This is a genomic window from Polaromonas sp. P1_E11, from assembly GCF_056405995.1.
The window spans coordinates 141,574-160,458 of sequence record NZ_JBFUBA010000003.1; the positions used below are offsets into that span (position 1 = coordinate 141,574).

17 protein-coding genes are annotated in these 18,885 nt (G+C 62.5%); 8 read left to right on the forward strand and 9 right to left on the reverse strand.

Going from position 1 to position 18,885, the window contains the following annotated elements; genetic code table 11:
• Positions 1-2: 2 nt before the first annotated feature.
• Both AC1D11_RS14435 and ompR read right to left on the reverse strand, forming a co-directional pair.
• Positions 3-1,337, reverse strand: coding sequence for an ATP-binding protein (locus AC1D11_RS14435; protein ID WP_477649979.1), 1,335 nt, complete (start codon positions 1,335-1,337; stop codon positions 3-5).
• Positions 1,338-1,347: 10 nt separating this feature from the next.
• A complete protein-coding gene (ompR, locus tag AC1D11_RS14440; protein WP_477649980.1) occupies positions 1,348-2,097 on the reverse strand; it encodes an osmolarity response regulator transcription factor OmpR in 750 nt (249 codons plus the stop codon).
• A 279-nt stretch (positions 2,098-2,376) separates the two neighbouring features.
• Between ompR and AC1D11_RS14445 the strand changes: the two genes are divergently transcribed.
• The 3 genes from AC1D11_RS14445 to AC1D11_RS14455 all read left to right on the forward strand — a co-directional run bounded on the left by AC1D11_RS14445 (position 2,377) and on the right by AC1D11_RS14455 (position 4,338).
• Positions 2,377-2,919: a hypothetical protein gene (locus tag AC1D11_RS14445; RefSeq protein WP_477649981.1), complete on the forward strand. Its 543-nt coding sequence runs from the start codon at positions 2,377-2,379 to the stop codon at positions 2,917-2,919.
• Between the two features lie 72 nt (positions 2,920-2,991).
• A complete protein-coding gene (locus tag AC1D11_RS14450) occupies positions 2,992-3,306 on the forward strand; it encodes an EF-hand domain-containing protein (RefSeq protein ID WP_477650865.1) in 315 nt (104 codons plus the stop codon).
• 111 nt (positions 3,307-3,417) lie between these two features.
• Positions 3,418-4,338, forward strand: coding sequence for an alpha/beta hydrolase (locus AC1D11_RS14455; protein WP_477650122.1), 921 nt, complete (start codon positions 3,418-3,420; stop codon positions 4,336-4,338).
• 79 nt (positions 4,339-4,417) lie between these two features.
• On the opposite strand, the gene AC1D11_RS14460 is transcribed toward AC1D11_RS14455, so the two are convergent.
• Positions 4,418-5,617: an extracellular catalytic domain type 1 short-chain-length polyhydroxyalkanoate depolymerase gene (locus AC1D11_RS14460; protein ID WP_477650123.1), complete on the reverse strand. Its 1,200-nt coding sequence runs from the start codon at positions 5,615-5,617 to the stop codon at positions 4,418-4,420.
• Between the two features lie 381 nt (positions 5,618-5,998).
• On the opposite strand from AC1D11_RS14460, the gene AC1D11_RS14465 reads away from it, so the two are divergent.
• The 4 genes from AC1D11_RS14465 to AC1D11_RS14480 all read left to right on the forward strand — a co-directional run bounded on the left by AC1D11_RS14465 (position 5,999) and on the right by AC1D11_RS14480 (position 9,101).
• A complete protein-coding gene (locus AC1D11_RS14465; protein WP_477650866.1) occupies positions 5,999-6,556 on the forward strand; it encodes a GNAT family N-acetyltransferase in 558 nt (185 codons plus the stop codon).
• A gap of 188 nt (positions 6,557-6,744) precedes the next feature.
• Positions 6,745-7,692: an oxygen-dependent tRNA uridine(34) hydroxylase TrhO gene (trhO, locus tag AC1D11_RS14470; RefSeq protein WP_477650125.1), complete on the forward strand. Its 948-nt coding sequence runs from the start codon at positions 6,745-6,747 to the stop codon at positions 7,690-7,692.
• A 20-nt stretch (positions 7,693-7,712) separates the two neighbouring features.
• Positions 7,713-8,366: a glutathione S-transferase gene (locus AC1D11_RS14475; protein ID WP_477650126.1), complete on the forward strand. Its 654-nt coding sequence runs from the start codon at positions 7,713-7,715 to the stop codon at positions 8,364-8,366.
• 435 nt (positions 8,367-8,801) lie between these two features.
• On the forward strand, positions 8,802-9,101 hold the full coding sequence (locus tag AC1D11_RS14480) for a hypothetical protein (protein ID WP_477650127.1): 300 nt from the start codon (positions 8,802-8,804) through the stop codon (positions 9,099-9,101).
• Between the two features lie 31 nt (positions 9,102-9,132).
• On the opposite strand, the gene AC1D11_RS14485 is transcribed toward AC1D11_RS14480, so the two are convergent.
• Positions 9,133-9,564 (reverse strand): Lrp/AsnC family transcriptional regulator, encoded by a 432-nt coding sequence (locus AC1D11_RS14485; protein ID WP_477650128.1) that lies wholly within the window; start codon positions 9,562-9,564, stop codon positions 9,133-9,135.
• 176 nt (positions 9,565-9,740) lie between these two features.
• On the opposite strand from AC1D11_RS14485, the gene AC1D11_RS14490 reads away from it, so the two are divergent.
• Positions 9,741-10,838: a saccharopine dehydrogenase family protein gene (locus AC1D11_RS14490; protein ID WP_477650867.1), complete on the forward strand. Its 1,098-nt coding sequence runs from the start codon at positions 9,741-9,743 to the stop codon at positions 10,836-10,838.
• A gap of 730 nt (positions 10,839-11,568) precedes the next feature.
• Here the strand turns inward: AC1D11_RS14490 and sbcB are convergent.
• The 5 genes from sbcB to icd all read right to left on the reverse strand — a co-directional run bounded on the left by sbcB (position 11,569) and on the right by icd (position 18,848).
• Positions 11,569-13,038 carry an exodeoxyribonuclease I gene (sbcB, locus tag AC1D11_RS14495; protein WP_477650047.1) on the reverse strand — a complete coding sequence of 490 codons (1,470 nt, stop codon included), beginning with the start codon at positions 13,036-13,038 and terminating at the stop codon, positions 11,569-11,571.
• A 20-nt stretch (positions 13,039-13,058) separates the two neighbouring features.
• Positions 13,059-14,516 carry a cardiolipin synthase gene (cls, locus tag AC1D11_RS14500; RefSeq protein WP_477650048.1) on the reverse strand — a complete coding sequence of 486 codons (1,458 nt, stop codon included), beginning with the start codon at positions 14,514-14,516 and terminating at the stop codon, positions 13,059-13,061.
• A gap of 126 nt (positions 14,517-14,642) precedes the next feature.
• Positions 14,643-16,979: an ATP-dependent Clp protease ATP-binding subunit ClpA gene (gene clpA, locus AC1D11_RS14505; protein ID WP_457280766.1), complete on the reverse strand. Its 2,337-nt coding sequence runs from the start codon at positions 16,977-16,979 to the stop codon at positions 14,643-14,645.
• Between the two features lie 69 nt (positions 16,980-17,048).
• Complete coding sequence (gene clpS / locus AC1D11_RS14510) at positions 17,049-17,426, reverse strand: ATP-dependent Clp protease adapter ClpS (RefSeq protein WP_477650050.1); 378 nt, start codon at positions 17,424-17,426, stop codon at positions 17,049-17,051.
• Positions 17,427-17,588: 162 nt separating this feature from the next.
• On the reverse strand, positions 17,589-18,848 hold the full coding sequence (gene icd, locus AC1D11_RS14515; protein ID WP_457280764.1) for an NADP-dependent isocitrate dehydrogenase: 1,260 nt from the start codon (positions 18,846-18,848) through the stop codon (positions 17,589-17,591).
• Positions 18,849-18,885 lie beyond the last annotated feature (37 nt).

An 18,885-nucleotide genomic window follows, 5' to 3' on the forward strand; every position in this document is an offset into this window, starting at 1 on the left:
TTTCAGGCCCGCGGCAGCGTGATCCGGGCGCAGAGGCCCCCGCCGTCGGCAGGCAGCAGCTCAAACTTGCCGCCATGCGCGCGCACGATGCGGTCCACGATGGCCAGGCCCAGCCCGGCGCCGGGCGGGCCGGTGCGGGTGCTTTCAGCGCGGCGAAACGGTTGCTTCAAGGCCTCGGCCTGCGCGGCGTCAATGCCGGCGCCGTGATCCGTCACCGCTATCCAGACCGAATCGCCCTGCGTACCGGTGGCCATCGTGACCGGCGGGAGCCCATGGCGCCAGGCGTTTTCAACCAGATTGGTGAGCACGCGGCGCATCGCACGCGGGCGCAAAGGTACGGGCGGCGGGTTGCCGGCCTGCAGTGCCACTGGCATGCCGTGGCCGGCCGAGGCGGCCGCCACCTCAGCCGCCAGCACGTCCAGCGCCACCGGCGCCGGCGCTTCGCTTTCGGTGCTGCGGGCAAAGTCCAGGAACTGGCTGATGATGGCGTCCATTTCTTCCACGCCACGCGTCATTCGGGCCATCAGCTCGTCGTCGCCTTTATCACCTTTGTCACCTTTGTCGCGCAGGATCTCGATGCCCAGGCGCAGCTTGGTCAGCGGTGTGCGCAGGTCGTGCGACACCCCGGCCAGCATCAGCGTGCGCTCGTCGTCGGCCTGGGCCAGGCAGCGCACCATCTGGTTGAAGCTGCGGCTCAGGTCGGCGATTTCCGTGGGGCCGTCTTCGGGCAGCGGCTGCGGGCTGGTGCCGCCCGCCAGGGTGTGCGCCGAAGCCATCACGCGGCGCAGGGGCTGGTTCAGGTAACGGTGAATCAGCAGCGCGCCCAGCAAGGCCAGCAAGGCACTGGCGAGCGATGTCACGACCCAGGCGCCGGTGAATTCACGCGCCGGCAGCACACCGGGCAAGTTGACCCAATGGTCGGCACCGTCCAGGCGCAGCCGCACCGCCAGGCTGCCGCCGGCTTCGCGGCGCCAGATGATTTCGGAGCCCTCGCCTTCCAGCGCAATGCCGCGCGAGGCTTCATTGACGAAGCGCCGCTCAAGCCGGCTCAGCAGCCGGCGTTCGCCGCGGCCGTCAACCTCGTCGTCATCGGCAATGCCCTGCATGGCCCGGCGGTTGAACTGCGCGACAAAAGCCTCGCGCTGCGCGGGCGGCATGGCGGCCAGGCCGGCACGGATGGAGCTGACATTGCGCGCCACCGCCACCGAGAGCTGCGCCAGCCGCGGTTTGATGATCAGCTGGCGCACCAGCAGCGCACTGGCCAGCTGGCCGACCACGATGAGCACCACGATCAGCAGCACATTGCGGCCGAACAGGCTGCGCGGAAACAGCTTCATGGAAATGGCCTCACGGCTTGCCCGCCTTGGCGTTTTTTGCCGCACCGCCTTCCGGCACAAACACATAACCCACGCCCCACACCGTCTGGATGTGCGCCGGCTGGGAAGGATCTGACTCCACCAGCTTGCGCAGGCGCATGACCTGCACGTCGATGCTGCGGTCAGTGGCTTCGTGGTCGCGGCCATAGGCCAGCTCGATCAGCCTGTCGCGGCCCAGCGGCCGGTTGGGGTGCAGGGCCAGCGCCTGCAGCAGGCTGAATTCACCGGTGGTGAGCGGCACGTCTTCGCCGTTCTTTTCGAGCCGGCGTGCTTCCAGCTTCAGGGTGAAGGCGCCAAACTGCACCGTGCCCTGGCCGGGCAGCGGGCCGCTGTGCGCGCCCAGCATGCGCTGCCGACGCACCAGCGCCTGGATGCGGGCCAGCAGCTCGCGTGGGTTGAAAGGCTTGGGCAGGTAATCGTCAGCGCCCATTTCCAGCCCGACGATGCGGTCCACCGGGTCGCCGCGGGCAGTCAGCATGACGATGGGAATGGTTTCACCCTGCGCGCGCAGGCGGCGGCACACCGCCAGGCCATCTTCGCCCGGCATCATCACATCAAGCACCAGCACGTCAAAGCGCTCGCGCGCCAGCAGGGTGTCCAGGTTTTTGGCGTCTTCGAGTGTGCGCACGGCGTAACCCTGGTCGCTCAGGTAGCGCTGCAGCAGGCTGCGCAGGTCGGCCTCGTCATCGACCACCAGGACCCGGGCTAGCGGCTCGCTCATCGTGAAAGGCCTGTTTGCAAAAGTGCGCTGGAAACAACCATCAGAAAACACCCCGCCGCAAGAAAGATGCCCCATGGTAGCGGCCCGCGCCTGGCCACCCGTCCGGCAAATCATGACAAACGATGACAAAGCCGGGATTTGTTCATGCCTTGTCATCAAGAGGCCGCTTGCAGCCATGCCTGGCTCACATCTGGCGGCCACAGTGGCATCACGGCGCTGCAATGCGGCCGAAACCTCAAGACCTCTCACCGTTCAACGTCAACCTTCAAGGAGTTCGCCATGAAAACCACGCTCTCTGCCACCGCCCTGTCCACAGCCCTGACATGTGCCCTGCTGGCCGCAGGATTGGCCACCCCCGCCGAAGCGGCCAGCCGCCACGTGGTGCGGACCAGTGCCGATGGCGGCGCTACCGCCACCAGGGCGGTCACCCGCCAGGGCCCGCAAGGCGGCACACGGGTGCGCAACCGCGGCACCACCGCCGACGGGCAAGGCAATGCCAGTACCGTGGGCAGCGCCTCCACCACAGGCCCCAACGGCGCCACCGCCGTGCGCACCGGCCAGGCCAGCCGCAGCGCGGACGGCTCGGCACAACGCAGCGGAGAGTTCGCCGCCACCGGCGCCAAAGGCAGCGTGCAAAGCAGCGGCAGCAGCAGCAAAACGGCCGACGGCGCCGTCAACGCCAGCCGCAACACCACAGCCACCAGCGCTGCCACCGGCAACAGCGTGCAAAGCACGGCCTCCTACAACCAGGCCACCGGCGTCACCCGCAGCACGACCTGCTATGACGCTGCCGGCGCGGCGATGAGCTGCCCTTCGCGCTAAGCAGACCTGAGCTTTTCATCAAATCCGGTTTTCAAAACTTCAACCTTCACTTTCATTTTTTGGAGCGCTCTCATGACCCTCTCATTCAAACCCCGCACACTTTCAATCATGGGCCTCATGGGCTTTCTCGTGCTGGGCACCGCGGCCCATGCACAGGCACCCAACGCCGCCCGCCTGGAAAAAGCCCGTACCGAACTGCAAAAGCGCTTTGAGGCGGCCGATACCAACAAGGACGGCAAGCTGACCCGCGAAGAAGCGCAGGCAAAAATGCCCAAGGTGTACAAAAACTTTGACGCCATCGACGCCGGCCATGCGGGCACCATCTCGCTGGCCGACATCGAGACCTTTGTGGCGTCGAAAAAAGGCTCGCGCAAACCGGCCGGTTGACGACTGCGCATCGCGCCGCCCGAATGCCTGACCCATCGTTGACGCACAAGGTCAGAGGCGGGCCGGATATGCTGTCCGGCCTGCCCGCTACAACACCACTGGAGCCATGACATGTCCCTTGCCCCTCGCCTCCCCACGCACTGGCCGGCCTGGCAGATGCTTGCGCTCGTGCTCACCGCGGTTCTCTATGCCGGGCCGGCACCTGCCCAGCAGGACAATGGCCGCCTGGCGCGAAAAACCGCCAGGTCCACCGTGCCGGCCGGGGTGCGGCAAATCCCCGACATCGCCTACGGCACAGACCCGCGCCAGCGCATGGATGCCTACCTGCCGCAGCAGCCGGCAGCCAACGCGCCGGTCATCGTCATGGTGCACGGCGGCGCCTGGATGGTGGGCAACAAGGCGATGGCCAACGTGACGGACAACAAGGTGGCCTGGTGGGTCAAGCAGAAGGGCTACATCCTGGTGTCGGTGGGCTATCGCCTGTCGCCGCAGGTTGACCCGCTGGTGCAGGCGCGCGATGTGGCCAGCGCCTTGGCCAAAACACAAGCCATGGCGGCCTCGTGGGGCGGCGATTCAGCCAAGGTCATTCTGATGGGGCATTCGGCGGGCGCACACCTGGTGGCGCTGCTGGGCGCTTCGCCGGCACTGGCCTACGCGTCAGGCGCCAGGCCGTGGCTAGGCACTGTGGCGCTTGACAGCGCCGCGCTGGACCTTGAGCGCATCATGAAAGCGCGCCACATGCGGTTTTACGACCGTGTATTTGGCGCTGACCCGGCCTATTGGCGTACTGTGTCGCCCAGCAGCGTGCTGGCCGCTGACGCCACGCCCATGCTGCTGGTCTGCTCGACACAACGGGCGGATGACCCCTGCGCACAGTCGCGTGACTTTGCTGCGAAGGTGACGGCCAAAGGCGCGCGGGCCAGCGTGCTGCCGCAAGACCTGACGCATGAGCAGGTCAACACCACGCTGGGCCTGCCCGGCGGGTATACCGATGCAGTAGACGGTTTTGTGGCGGGGCTGCTGCCGCGCTGACGGATTTAAGTAAAAACAGGCTGCAGACCGCAGTGGACAGGCGCAAGAAGCTATTGATTTGATAGCGAATCAGGCTCAGCTACTTCGCCGCACCAGGCTCTGCCGCAGCCGGTGCGGCATTGCGGCGGTGGTAGGTAAAAAACGTCCACATCATCAGCGTGGCGTCGGGGCCTTCGGGCTCGCTGTATTCCATGCTGGCGTCTCCGCCGCTCCAGGCGTGGCCCAGGGCGTCTACGTCGCATTTCACCAGCTGCGGCTTGCGGCCGGCGTACCAGGTCGTCGTCTGGTAGGCATGGCGTGGCCGCCTGCCGCTGCGGCGCTCGGGGTAACGGCGAACCACCGGCTCGAGGCGGGCCGCATTTTGGGTAATGACCGGGTTGTTGATGATTTCGAACTGCTCGGCCAGTTGCTCGGCGTTCACCCGCCGCACCACGGCATCGTTGTCGCCATGGATCAGGATGGCCGGCATGCCCGGGAACTCCGGCTGGTCGCTGGCAAACAAGCGCGCCACCGCATCGTAAGACGAGCCCGAGCCGTGTTGCATGGCCCGATAGGCGCTGAAGGGCGAATGGGTGGTGCCGAACACAGGTGCGGAATGCATGCCCACGGCCGCGATCAGCTCCGGGTGGCGCAGTGCCACGATGGCCGCCAGCGCGGCGCCGGCCGACAGCCCCGCCACGTAAGTTCGTGAAGCGTCTAGCCCGTGCTTTTGCTGCACCTGCGAAATCATGGCGGCGATCACGCCCACATCGCCCTCCCCGTTTTGTGTGGCCCGCTTGTACCAGTGCCAGCAGCGGTGGGCGTCGGCCGCACTGGATTGCTGGGGGTACAGCACCGCAAAACCCTTGCGCTCGGCCAGTTCGTTCATGCGGCTGCCCGCTGCAAAGTCCGCCGCCGTCTGCTGGCAGCCGTGCAGCATGACCACCAGTGGGCGCGGTGCCGCAGGGGCATCGGGAACCCCGGCAGTAATGGCCGTAGCGGCCGTAGCCGCGGCGGGAAGATACAGCCAATACAGCATGCGCCGGGAATCCGTCAGCAAGCCGTCCCCGGGCAAGGTAAACCAGGCCTTGCGCCAGGTGCCGGGCAAACCGGCGGCAGCGCGGGCCTGTGCAGCCGTGGGCCGGCGGGCTTTTTTTGCGGGCCGGGCAACCACCGGTTTCAGCAGCTTGACCCCGGGCCTGCGCCGGCGCGGCGTTGTGGTGGCAGGCAACGCCGGTGTGACCTTGGGCAGCAGGCTTTCAAACAGCCGCAAGCCTTGCGCCTGCTGGGCTTTGCCCATGCGGCGCATGCTTTTAAGCCAAAGACTGCTTATGCTTCTGGACATGGTTTGACAAAAAGTGGTGGGGCCATCGGGGGTCGGTTCGAGGTCTGCGTCTACGTTGATTTCCAGGAAGGGATTTGCGCCAGATCAATAAGTACACGGTCATTTTGCTGCATTGCAACAAAATGTCTACCAGCATGGCCATAAAACATTGAATTCGGCGCTTTCCGTCACAAAATCGGGGTTACAAAATGCTAAAACCCGAGCCGCTACGATCGAGGCTGAGAGCGCTTGTGCCATTTCGGCGCGTTATCTGCGTCATTTCAGCGCGTGTACGCACCATTTAGGGTCTTTTTGTGTTTTCCGGCTTCGCATCTGCATTCCTTCGCAAAACTGCCAATGGCAAAACCACAACCTCCTGAATTCCTGGACACTCCGCGCGTCGCGCTGAGGCCCATCACACTTGCCGACGCAGAAGCCATTTTTCTCGGATATTCCAGCAGTGAGGTCGCAACCCGTTTCATGAATTTTTCACGTCATGCGGCGTTTGATGAAGCGGTAGCTTTCACCGAGCGATGCGTTCGATGCTGGAAAGACGAGTCCGCTTACCCCTGGGCCGTTGTGTCGAAACAATCGGGAGAGTTCGTGGGCGTCGTCGAGGTACGGGTCAATCCACCGCAAATGGATTTCGGCTACATCTTTTGCGAGCGCTTCTGGGGCCACGGCTTTGCGACAGAGGCTATTGAGCCCGTCATCGACTGGGCCATTAGACGGCCCGAGATTTACCGGATCTGGGCCACATGCCACCCGGAGAACACCGCTTCGGAACGCGTCCTCGTGAAAGCAGGGCTCAAGCTTGAAGCGCGTCTGGAGAATTGGGAAGCCCGGCCCCAACTGGGTGAAGCCGCAGGGCCGAGCTTGATGTTCGCGAGGATCAAGCCCACAACCGGGATTTGATTCGCATCAACTTCAAGCGCAATTTGGCGAAGGAAGGCACGGTAACGTGGGGCGATAAGGCCACGTGGCTGAAATTTCTTCGAAAATGGAGGTGCCCAGCAAGTTGATGGATTTGCGTGGCATCCCGTTGAATCACTGCCTGTACTTCAGCCGCTTGACACCTCCATCGGTTTCACCTCTTTTGCCTCATGCCCGAATTCCTGACCGCCGCCCTTTACCAGTTCGTTGAGCTGCCCGATTTCGCCGAGCAGCAGGCGCCGCTGCTGGCGCAATGCGAAGCCCATGGTGTCAAGGGCACGCTGCTGCTTGCGGCAGAAGGCATCAACGGCACGATTGCCGGGCCTGAAGAAGGCGTGCGCGCCGTGCTGGCGTACCTGCGCAGTGACCCGCGCCTGGCGAAGCTGGAGCACAAGGAGGCCTGGGCTGAATCGATGCCGTTCTACCGGATGAAGGTGCGCCTCAAGCGCGAGATCGTCACCATGGGTGTGCCGGAAGTACACCCTGCGCTGATGGCGGGCGAATACGTCAAGCCGCAGGAGTGGAACCAATTGATCAACGAGCCGGGCGTGGTGCTGGTCGATACACGCAACGACTACGAGGTGTCGATCGGCACCTTCCATGGGGCCGTGAACCCGCACACCAGCAGCTTTTCAGAGCTGCCCGGCTGGGTGGAGCGCGAAATGGCTGAAGGCGGCAAGCTGGCGGCGCATGACGGCAAAAAGCCGAAGGTGGCCATGTTCTGCACCGGGGGCATTCGCTGCGAGAAATCCACCGCGCTGCTGCGCTCCAGAGGCTTCGAGGAGGTCTACCACCTCGAAGGCGGCATCCTCAAGTACCTGGAAACCGTGCCCGAGGCGCAAAGCACCTGGGAAGGCGAATGTTTTGTGTTTGATGAGCGTGTGTCCGTCGGCCACGGCCTCAAGCCCGGCGCCTTCACGCTATGCCGCTCGTGCCGCGACCCGCTGAGCGAAGAAGACCGCCAGTCGCCGCTGTACGAGCTGGGCGTGAGCTGCGCGCACTGCCATGCAAAGACGACGGAAGAACAGAAAGCCGGCTACCGCGAGCGCCAGCGCCAGGTCGAGCTGGCCGAAGCACGCAATGCGGCGCACATCGGCGTGCGGCAATCCGGCACTTGATGCACCTGGTGTTTCAGGCCATGAACAGCGCCCTGCCCGTCCTCTATTCCTTTCGCCGCTGCCCATATGCCATGCGCGCCCGGCTGGCGCTGGCCGTGAGCGGCGAGCCCTATGAGCTGCGTGAAGTCGTGTTGAAGAACAAGCCCGTGCAAATGCTGGCCGCTTCACCCAAAGGCACGGTGCCCGTGCTGGTGCTTCCCGGTGGCGAAGTCATTGATGAAAGCCTGGACGTGATGCTGTGGGCGCTGCGGCGCAACGACCCCGAGGGCTGGCTCACATCACTGCAGGGTTCCATCGATGACATGCTCGCGCTGGTTGCCGGCAACGACGGCGCCTTCAAGCGCAGCCTGGACCGCTACAAATACCCTAATCGCTACCCCGAAGAAGCCGCAGGCGACAACGCGAGCTTTGCCCACGAACATCGGGCCGCATGCGCAAGCTGGCTGGGCCGGCTGGAAACGCTGCTGGCCGGCGGCTGGCTCTTCGGCACGCACGCCAGCCTGGCCGACATGGCGTTGCTGCCGTTTGTGCGCCAGTTTGCACATACCGATGCGGCCTGGTTTGCCGAACAACCCTGGCCTGGGTTGCAAGCGTGGCTAGCGCGCTTTGAAGCCAGCGCGCTGTACGAAGACGTGATGGGCAAGCGTGCGCCTTGGCAGGCGGGTACTGTTTGAGTCTGTATTTGCTATCAAATCAATAGCTGCTCGCGCAGATTCTGATTGGGCGGGAAGCCGATTTGATGCTTGAAATCGGTTTGAAAGGCCGTTTTTCACGTGTTTTTGGCCGTCGAGCGGCCTTTTTTCGAGCCCCAAAACACTACTTTTAGAGGTAAAAGTCCCTGCAGCCAAATACCAGCGTACGCAAGCAGCTATGAAATTTATAGCGATTAGACGCGGCAGACAGCATCACTGTTCTGCCCATAAGCGACGAATTGAGCTTTTTCATCTTGCTCGCATGGCAAACAGCGCCTTCGCTGCTTCTAAACTGTCGCTACCTGCCGACTTCAGGAGGCTGAGACCGGACGGCCCTGACTGCCAAATACAAACTTAAGCCGGAACGGGTTGCCCGGCTTCACCTATTTCAACATCCCATCCACCAGGTTCTCACCAATGCCTCCTATTGAGCAATCAGACGGTTTTGCCAAAGCTGCGCAGACACTGCGTACCCGCGCGACACAAGCGACCGACCCCGCCATCAAAGACGACATGCTCAAGGCGGCGGAGAAATTTGAAGATATTCACGAAAAGGCTGCGCTTGTTTTCGGGCAGATCAACCAGTCTCTGGCCGATACGGAACGACTCAAGGCAGTGCAAAAAAGGAAGGCTCGTCGGTCCTTCTGGGCGGGATGGATGGTGCTGGCGATGCTGATCATGATCGTTGGTTTTAGTGTCAAGGCAGGATTGATCTAATCACGCCTTTCTGGCCCAGCGCCAGGGGTTCTCAGCGCCGAATGCGCGTAGACAGCACCACCGAGGTATTGGTGCGCTCGACCCCATCGAGCAAGCCAATGCCGTCGATCAGTGCATCCAGCCGCTCGATCGAGCCGGCCTGCACGATGGCGATCATGTCGAAGGTACCGCTGACGGAGAGCAGCGAGCGGACTTCGGGGATCTTGCGCAGCGCCGCCTCGACCGGGCCCGACAGCTTGGGGCCGACGGTGAGCATCACGTGGGCGGCCACCTGCGACTGCTCGTAAGCATCGCCGGTGCGCACGCCGTAACCGGTAATGACCTTGTCACGCTCCAGCCGCTCTATGCGGGCCTGCACCGCCGTGCGCGACAGGTTCACCTTGCGGGCGAGCAAGGCCACCGGGCAACGGGCGTTTTCTCGCAATTCGCTGAGCAGTAGCTGGTCTATGGCGTCAAGGTTCATGCGTTTGGGTGGGTTGCACCCTGTTGTGGAGATGAATAGTCAAATAGATGGAAGAAACCTTCTATTTGTCTAAATTATGGCTTCTATTTGTATAAATTGATACTACCAACCGCCGGTACTGCACTCCACAATCAATCAACGCCCCTCGCTTTGGAGTGGCCATAAAAGGAGCTGATATGAAAAAGATCATGGTCGTAGGCGCCGGCAAAATCGGCTCAACCATTGCCGCCCTGCTGGGCGCCAGCCAGGACTATGCCGTCACGGTGGTGGACGCATCGCAGGCGGCATTGGCAGGCATCAAGGCCAGCGGCGGAGTTCAAGTGAAAGTGCTGGACGTCACCGATCCCGTTGCCCTGCGCGCGGCGCTTGAGGGGCAGTTTGCGGTGCTCAGTGCAGCGCCGTTCCACCTCACCACATCGATTGCCGAGGCCGCCGTGGCGGCCGGCGTGCATTACCTGGACCTGACCGAAGACGTGGCCAGCACGCGGCGCGTGCGTGAACTGGCCGGTACCGCGCGCTCGGCACTGATCCCTCAGTGCGGCCTGGCACCGGGCTTTGTGTCCATCGTGGCGGCCGACCTGTGCCGGCGGTTTGACAGCCTGCACAGCGTGCGCATGCGCGTGGGCGCCCTGCCCCAGTACCCGTCGAACGCGCTGAACTACAACCTGACCTGGAGCACCGACGGCGTCATCAACGAGTATTGCGAACCCTGCGAAGCCATTGTGGAAGGCGTGCTGCGCCAGGTGCCGCCGCTGGCCGAGCATGAAGAGTTTTCGCTCGACGGTGTGACGTACGAGGCCTTCAATACTTCTGGCGGCCTGGGCACCCTGTGCGAGACGCTGCAGGGCAAGGTCACCAACCTCAACTACAAGACCATCCGCTACCCCGGCCACGCGGCGATCATGAAGGCGCTGCTCAACGACCTGCGCCTGCGCGACCGCCGCGGCGTTCTGAAAGACATCCTGGAAAACGCGCTGCCCACGACGATGCAGGATGTGGTCATCGTGTTCGTCACCGTGAGCGGCCAGCGCGAAGGCCGGCTGATGCAGGAGACCTACGCCCACAAGGTTTACAGCCACGTGGTCGGCGGCGTGCTGCGCAGCGCAATCCAGATCACCACGGCGGCCGGTATTTGCACGGTGCTGGATTTGCTGGCTAACGGGCGGTTGCCTGCGAAGGGGTTTGTGCGGCAGGAGGATATTGCGTTGGGGGATTTTTTGGCCAACCGGTTTGGTAACGCTTATTCGCCTTTGGTGGAGCGGGCTGCGGCTTGAGTTTTTTTAGGAAAACAGGCGTTGCGGTTAATGGGGACGAGCGCTAGCAGCTATTGAATTGATAGCAGTTTTCTTTTTGAGTTGTTGTTGGTTTGATGGGCGCGGTCTTTTGCTGAGGGCGGTTGGCCGGGGGTTGCCCGGCATGCAACTCACTTTTCTTTGCTTCGCCAAAGAAAAGTAAGCAAAAGAAAGGCGACCCTGGTTCCTGCGTCCCTTCGCTGCGCTACGGGCAACCTGCGGTGCTCGGTCCAGCCGGGGTCAAAAACAACTCGCCTTCGGCTCAAACAAGTTTTTGCCCTGATCCGTCTGGCCCTGCGCTCCTCGGCGCATACACAAGGGGTTGGGGGAAGGGCCAAAGACAAAACCCCGAATACCTGAAGAAACAAGGACACGCCATGGCGTGTCCTTGTCGGTATTGGAGTTGGTATTTGTCTTCGGTCCCTGCACCCGATAGCCCCTTCTGTCTGCGCCGAGGAGCGCAGGTTCAGGCGGATCAGGGATCGCGATTGTCTGAGCGAAGCGAGTTCGAGCGAGACCCCGCCTGAACCGAGCACCGCAGGTTGCCCCGTAGCGAAGCGAAGGGGTCGCAGACAGCAGGGTCGCCTTTTCTTTTGCTTACTTTTCTTTTGGCGAAGCAAAAGAAAAGTGAGTAGCTGCCGGGCTACCCCCGGCCAGCAGCCCTCAGAAGAGCACACACAGACCAGAGCAAGAACGGCGCGCAAAAAGCCATCTACGACATCTCCGGCGCAATCATCTCCGCAAATTCATAAAGAGCTTCAAGCACCGCCTGCCCCTTCTCATCCGCCGTCTCCGCCAACACATCAATCTCGGCAAACAGCGCATCCACGTTCCGCGCCCCGCCCTCACCCTCCAGCAGGCGTGCGACACGGTGCGCTTCCCAGCGTTCCGCGTCTTCAGGCGACAGGGTTTCGGCAAAGTTACGCGCCCGGTAGCGAAACACCAGCTCCCCCAAGCGTTCGTCGTCAAAGCCGATGCGGGCATGGGCCAGCTCGGCCGGGGACAAGGCGCGCAGCTGGTTCAGGCGGCGCCTGTCGGTGTTGTTGATGAAACCGCCGTACAGATCTTCATCGACGTCCGGCGTGGGTTCTTTGGGCCGCTGGAAGACTTCGGGCCAGATGGCGCTCATGTCGGGCAGGCCGGCGGCTTTTTCGGCGTTGGCCAGCGCTGCGGGGATGTCTACATTCCATTTGGCCGCCATCTCCGGCGACAGCGTGGCGAGCTTGCGCACGACCATGGGTGACTTGTTCAGGTGAACCGATTTGATGGGCAGGCGCAGCACACCTTCGGGCAGCTCGGCCGATTTGCTGAAGAGGCGTTGCCGCAGCGTGGCAACATCGAGCAAAGGCAACTCACTCGGGTCTTGCGACAAGTCCCAGGCCAGCAGCTCGTTCTTGTTCGTCGGATGCGTTGCCAGCGGCCACATGACGGCCAGGCAGCCGCGCTCTGGCGGGAACATGCCCGAGACGTGCAAAAACGGCTGAGCCGTTTGCGGGCTGGTCGGCAGGCCCAGCTCTGCGGCCACGCGGTCTTTTTTGTGCAGGCCCAGGCAAAAGTCAAAGAGCTTGGGTTGCGCCTTGCGGATCAGGCGGGCCAGCGCGATGGTGGCGCGCACGTCAGACAGGGCATCGTGCGCCGACTCGTGCATGAGGCCGTTGGCGCGCGCCAGGTCTTCGAGCTTGAAGCTGGGGCGAACGGCGCCGGCGTCGTCCGGCCTGCGTTCATCGGGCTTGAGCGGCCAGGCGATGCCCTCGGGCCGCAGCGCATAGGCCATGCGCACGACATCGAGTAAATCCCAGCGGCCGCAGTCGTTTTGCCATTCGCGCGCATACGGGTCAATGAGGTTGCGCCAGAACAGGTAGCGCGTGACTTCGTCGTCGAAGCGGATGGTGTTGTAGCCCACGCCGATCGTGCCGGGCTCGGCCAGCACGGCTTCGATCTGCGCGGCGAATTCGTGCTCGGGCACGCCGCGCTCCAGGCACAACTGGGGCGTGATGCCGGTGAGCAGGCAGGACTCTGGATTGGGCAGGTAGTCGTTGGCCGGCTTGCAATAAATCATCAGCGGCTCGCCGATTTCATTGAGCTCTGCGTCGGTGCGAATGCCGGCAAACTGCGCGGGCCGGTCACGGCGCGGGTTGATGCCGAAGGTTTCGTAGTCGTGCCAGAGGAAGGTGTGGGGCATGAAGAACTCGAAGTAGGTAATTAGAGCAAGGGTGAAAACAGCCGCGCCGTGGCATCGAGCAGGCGCATCAAAAAGTTCTGGGGGCGATGTGCGCGCACGGGCGCGGCGCTGAGCAGGTCGGTTTCAAACTGCGCAGCGAGCGGCCCTGCCAGCGCAGGGCCGTAGACCACGGCCATCACTTCGAAGTTGAGGCGAAAGCTGCGGTTGTCGAAATTGGCGGTGCCGACCATGGCACAGCTGTCGTCGACGACCAGTGTTTTGGAGTGCAGCATGCGGGCCTTGTACTCCCAGACCTTGACACCGGCAGCGATCAGTTCGTCGAAGTAGGAGCGCGCCGCGGCGCTGACGACAAAGCTGTCGCTGCGGCGCGGCACCAGCAGGCGCACGTCGACGCCGCGCAGCGCGGCGCTGGTTAGCGCCATCAGCGCGGGCTCTCCCGGCACGAAGTAAGGCGTGGTCAGCCAGGCTCGTTGGGTGGAGGCATTGATGGCGGCCAGGTGCATGCGGTGAATCGGCTCCAGCATGTTGTCGGGCCCGCTGGTCACCACCTGCACCGCAATATCGCCGGCTTCTTCGTCGGGCACCAGGAGGGGCAGCAGGTGCGGAAGGGTCCCGTCCGTGTCGGCTATCGATTCGCCGGTGGCGTAGGTCCAGTCTTCGAGGAAGGTGGTCTGCAGCCATCGCACCGCGCTGCCCTCAATGCGCAGGTGCACATCATGGTAGGCATCGGCGCGGGTGCGCCGGTCTTCTTCATCGGTGATGTTGACGCCGCCCGTGAAGCCGACGCGGCCGTCGCAGACGACGATCTTGCGGTGGGTGCGGTAATTGGTCACCGGGCGCAGGCGGCGGCCTATGCGGGTGTCGTGAAAGAACGCAACGTCGACGCCGGCGGCCTCCAGGGGTGCCAGAAACCGGCTGCCAAGCCGCTTGGAGCCGAGCGCATCGACCAGCAGCCGCACCTTGACGCCCCGCTCCGCCCTTTCGGCCAGCAGGTCGCGCAGGGCAGTGCCGATGCGGTCGGGCTCAAAAATATAGTACTCGAGGTGCACATGATGGCGGGCGTCGCGGATCGCCTGAAAGATGCTGTCGAAGGTGTGCGCACCGCCTGAAAGCAGCTGGACGCCGGTGGCACTGGACACCGGCAGGCCGCAGGCGGCGGTTCCCAGGGCGGTCATCTGCCGCAGGGCCGGAGGTGCTCTTTCGGCCACGCCCTGCAACTGGGCCAGATCGGCATCGCCACGCGCGCCGGCGCGGCTGCGCAGCCGCTTGAGGCGCTGCTTTTTGAGGCGCTGGGGACCGAGAAAGTAGTAAATCACGAAGCCGGCAAACGGCAGCAAGGCCAGCGACAGGATCCAGCTCATGGTGGAGACCGGCGCGCGCTTTTGCATCACGATCCAGACCGACAGCACGGCAATGTAGGCGCTCCAGGCCAAGGATAGGCCGGTTTTCCATTCTGAGCTGAGTTCGGGAAGGGTCAAAGCGGGGTGTCTCTGGGATTGGGGCGCGGGAGAAATGAAAAAAAGGCCGATAGCGTGATGCTAGCGGCCTTTTTTGGGTGCGCGGAAACTATCCGCGCCGCTGGATCGGCTCGATCAGCGAATGGGTCAGTTGGTCTCTGCCGCTTCGGCTTCCGGCTTGGCTTTGCCTTCCTTCTTCGGCAGCGGCTGGATGTCGAGCTGGACTTCTCCGGTCTCAACGCCCTTCTCGTCCGTCGTGACCTTCATGTCCACCGTCAGGCGGCCACCGTCGGTCAGCCGGCCAAACAGCAGCTCGTCGGCCAGCGCACGACGGATCGTGTCCTGGATCAGGCGCTGCATCGGGCGCGCACCCATCAGCGGATCAAAGCCCTTCTTGCCGAGGTACTTGCGCAACGTGTCGGTAAAGGTGACTTCCACCTTCTTCTCGGCCAGTTGCGTTTCGAGCTGCAGCAGGAACTTGTCGACCACGCGCAGGATGACGGTTTCGTCCAGCGCCTTGAAGCTGACGGTCGCGTCGAGGCGGTTGCGGAACTCGGGCGTGAACAGGCGCTTGATGTCGGCCATCTCGTCGCCGGACTCGCGCGGGTTGGTAAAGCCGATGGTCGCCTTGTTCATCGTCTCGGCACCGGCGTTGGTGGTCATGACGATGATGACATTGCGGAAATCGGCCTTGCGCCCGTTGTTGTCTGTCAGCGTGCCGTGGTCCATGACCTGCAGCAGCACGTTGAAGATGTCCGGGTGGGCCTTTTCGATCTCGTCGAGCAGCAGCACAGCGTGCGGCTTCTTCGTGATGGCTTCGGTCAGCAGGCCACCCTGGTCAAAACCGACGTAACCCGGAGGCGCGCCAATCAGGCGGCTCACGGCATGGCGCTCCATGTACTCGGACATGTCGAAGCGGATGAGCTCAATGCCCATGATGTAGGCCAGCTGCTTGGCAGCTTCCGTCTTGCCGACGCCGGTGGGGCCGGAGAACAGGAAGGAGCCGATCGGCTTGTCGTCCTTGCCCAGGCCGGAGCGCGCCATCTTGACGGCGGAGGCCAGCACTTCAAGGGCCTTGTCCTGGCCGAAGACCACGCTCTTCAAATCGCGCTCGAGCGTCTGCAGCTTGCCGCGGTCGTCGTTGGAGACGTTGGCGGGCGGGATGCGGGCGATCTTGGCCACGATCTCTTCGACTTCGGCCTTGGTGATGATCTTCTTGCGTTTGGACGCGGGCAGGATGCGCTGGGCGGCGCCGGCTTCATCGATCACGTCAATGGCCTTGTCGGGCAGGTGGCGGTCGTTGATGTACTTGGCGCTGAGCTCGGCCGCAGCCTGCAGGGCAGCCACGGCGTACTTGACGCTGTGGTGCTCTTCAAAGCGCGACTTCAGGCCCTTGAGGATGTCGACCGTTTCCTGTACGGTCGGCTCGACCACATCGACCTTCTGGAAGCGGCGCGACAGGGCCGCATCTTTTTCGAAGATGCCGCGGTATTCAGTGAAGGTGGTCGCGCCTATGCACTTGAGCTGGCCGCTGGACAGGGCCGGCTTGAGCAGGTTGGATGCGTCCAGCGTGCCGCCCGAGGCCGCACCGGCACCGATCAGGGTGTGGATCTCGTCGATGAAGAGGATGCCGTTGGGCTTGTCCTTCAGTGCCTTGAGCACGCCCTTCAGGCGTTGCTCAAAATCACCGCGGTACTTGGTGCCAGCCAGCAATGCGCCCATGTCGAGCGAATACACATTGGCTTCGGCCAGGATCTCGGGCACATCTTTTTGCGTGATGCGCCAGGCCAGGCCCTCGGCAATCGCGGTTTTACCCACACCGGCCTCACCGACCAGCAGCGGGTTGTTCTTGCGGCGGCGGCAGAGGATCTGGATGACGCGCTCGACTTCATACTGGCGGCCGATCAACGGATCGATCTTGCCGTCTTTGGCGAGCTGGTTCAGGTTGACGGTGAATTGTTCAAGCGGTGAGGCTTTTTCATTCTTCTCGCCACCCTCTTCGTTCTCTGCGGCGCTCTCGCCGGCCTTGGCTGGTTCGGGCGGGTCGCTCTTCTTGATGCCGTGCGCGATGAAATTCACCACGTCAAGGCGCGTCACGCCCTGCTGGTGGAGGTAATACACGGCGTGCGAATCTTTTTCACCAAAAATGGCGACCAGCACATTGGCGCCGGTGACTTCCTTCTTGCCGTTGCCGGTGGACTGCACGTGCATGATGGCGCGCTGGATCACGCGCTGGAAGCCCAGCGTGGGCTGCGTGTCGACATCGTCGGTGCCGGCGACCTGCGGGGTGTTGTCCTTGATGAAATTGGCCAACGACTTGCGCAAGTCGTCCACATTGGCTGAGCAGGCGCGCAATACCTCGGCTGCACTGGGGTTGTCCAGCAAGGCAAGCAAGAGATGCTCAACGGTGATGAACTCGTGGCGCTGCTGACGCGCCTCGACAAACGCCATGTGCAAGCTGACTTCTAGTTCCTGGGCAATCATTGATCTTCCTTTCGGCTTGCTTGGGTTAACTCTACTGACTTATGAAGGGAATATTGGCCGGATTTACGATTATTCAATGGGCTCACTGACACACTGCAGCGGATGGCCGTTTTTCCGGGCAGCTTCGGTGACCTGATCCACCTTGGTCGCCGCCACGTCCCTGGAAAACACGCCGCAGACGCCTTTGCCGTCCAGATGGATCTTCAGCATGATCTGTGTGGCGGTTTCATGGTCCTTGTTGAAAAACTCCTGGATCACCACCACCACGAACTCCATGGGGGTGTAGTCGTCGTTCAGCAGGACCACCTGGTACATCTGTGGGGGCTTGGTCTTTTGCGGCCGGCGCTCCAATACGACCGACTCTCCCCCATTGCCGTTATCAGGCTTGATAGCCGGGGCTGGGGGCTGCACCGGAGAGTTGGGGGATTTGGGAGACTTGGTTGCCATGGAATTCATTCTAGCCACCGATGTAGTCCAGTGCGCCTGATAGGGAAATTGGTGGCGGGAACGCGACATTCAAGCGTGATTTTTTTCCTTTTCCGCGGCCAAGAAAAAAACCGCCGCGGGATTGCTCCCGGGCGGTTCTCGGAAAAACCGGCTGGGCCAGCTTTACATGTGGTCGATCATGACCTGGCCAAAGCCGGAGCAGCTGACCTGGGTAGCACCTTCCATGAGGCGCGCGAAGTCATAAGTGACCTTCTTGGAGTCGATGGATTTTTCCATCGAGCTGATGATCAGGTCAGCAGCCTTGGTCCAGCCCATGTGACGCAGCATCATTTCGGCCGAGAGGATTTCGGAACCGGGGTTCACGTAGTCCTTGCCGGCGTACTTGGGCGCCGTGCCGTGGGTGGCTTCAAACATGGCGACGGTGTCGCTCAGATTGGCGCCCGGGGCGATGCCAATGCCGCCAACCTGGGCAGCCAGCGCGTCGGACACGTAGTCGCCGTTCAGGTTCAGGGTGGCGATCACGCTGTATTCAGCGGGACGCAGCAGGATCTGCTGCAGGAAAGCGTCGGCGATGCTGTCCTTGACGGTGATTTCCTTGCCGGTCTTGGGGTTCTTGAACTTCATCCATGGGCCGCCGTCGATTTCCACAGCACCGAATTCCTTCTTGGCCAGTGCATAAGCCCAGTCACGGAAACCGCCTTCGGTGAACTTCATGATGTTGCCCTTGTGCACGATGGTCACGCTGGGCTTGTCGTTGTCGATGGCGTACTGGATGGCCTTGCGCACCAGGCGCTCGGTGCCTTCGCTGGAAACCGGCTTGATGCCAATGCCTGAGGTGTTCGGGAAGCGGATTTTCTTGACGCCCATCTCGTCCTGCAGGAACTTGATGAGTTTTTTGGCCTTGTCGCTGCCGGATTCGAACTCGATGCCGGCGTAGATGTCTTCCGAGTTTTCGCGGAAGATGACCATGTGGGTCTTTTCAGGCTCTTTGACGGGCGAAGGAACGCCCTTGAAATACTGGATGGGGCGCAGGCAGACGTAAAGATCCAGCTCCTGGCGCAGCGCAACGTTCAGGCTGCGGATGCCGCCGCCCACAGGGGTCGTCAGCGGACCCTTGATCGACACGACGTAGTCACGAACAGCGTGCAGGGTTTCTTCTGGCAGCCAGACGTCCGGGCCATAGACCTTGGTGGACTTCTCACCGGCAAACACTTCCATCCAATGGATCTTTTTCTTGCCGCCGTACGCTTTGGCAACAGCTGCATCAACCACCTTCAGCATAACCGGCGTAATGTCTGCACCGGTGCCGTCGCCTTCAATGAACGGAATGATAGGTTCGTCGGGTACGTTCAACGAGTTGTCGGCATTGACAGTGATTTTTTGGCCTTGGGAAGGCACCTTGATGTGCTGATACATGAACAAAAGTCTCCGGTGAGCGCAAGGCGTCCAGGGGCACGCC

Coding starts and splice junctions, on each gene's coding strand:
- AC1D11_RS14435 (WP_477649979.1), bottom strand. CDS start 1,337: ATGAAGCTGTTTCCGCGCAGCCTGTTCGGCCGCAATGTGCTGCTGATC.
- ompR (WP_477649980.1), bottom strand. CDS start 2,097: ATGAGCGAGCCGCTAGCCCGGGTCCTGGTGGTCGATGACGAGGCCGAC.
- AC1D11_RS14445 (WP_477649981.1), top strand. CDS start 2,377: ATGAAAACCACGCTCTCTGCCACCGCCCTGTCCACAGCCCTGACATGT.
- AC1D11_RS14450 (WP_477650865.1), top strand. CDS start 2,992: ATGACCCTCTCATTCAAACCCCGCACACTTTCAATCATGGGCCTCATG.
- AC1D11_RS14455 (WP_477650122.1), top strand. CDS start 3,418: ATGTCCCTTGCCCCTCGCCTCCCCACGCACTGGCCGGCCTGGCAGATG.
- AC1D11_RS14460 (WP_477650123.1), bottom strand. CDS start 5,617: ATGGGCAAAGCCCAGCAGGCGCAAGGCTTGCGGCTGTTTGAAAGCCTG.
- AC1D11_RS14465 (WP_477650866.1), top strand. CDS start 5,999: ATGGCAAAACCACAACCTCCTGAATTCCTGGACACTCCGCGCGTCGCG.
- trhO (WP_477650125.1), top strand. CDS start 6,745: ATGCCCGAATTCCTGACCGCCGCCCTTTACCAGTTCGTTGAGCTGCCC.
- AC1D11_RS14475 (WP_477650126.1), top strand. CDS start 7,713: ATGAACAGCGCCCTGCCCGTCCTCTATTCCTTTCGCCGCTGCCCATAT.
- AC1D11_RS14480 (WP_477650127.1), top strand. CDS start 8,802: ATGCCTCCTATTGAGCAATCAGACGGTTTTGCCAAAGCTGCGCAGACA.
- AC1D11_RS14485 (WP_477650128.1), bottom strand. CDS start 9,564: ATGAACCTTGACGCCATAGACCAGCTACTGCTCAGCGAATTGCGAGAA.
- AC1D11_RS14490 (WP_477650867.1), top strand. CDS start 9,741: ATGAAAAAGATCATGGTCGTAGGCGCCGGCAAAATCGGCTCAACCATT.
- sbcB (WP_477650047.1), bottom strand. CDS start 13,038: ATGCCCCACACCTTCCTCTGGCACGACTACGAAACCTTCGGCATCAAC.
- clpA (WP_457280766.1), bottom strand. CDS start 16,979: ATGATTGCCCAGGAACTAGAAGTCAGCTTGCACATGGCGTTTGTCGAG.
- clpS (WP_477650050.1), bottom strand. CDS start 17,426: ATGGCAACCAAGTCTCCCAAATCCCCCAACTCTCCGGTGCAGCCCCCA.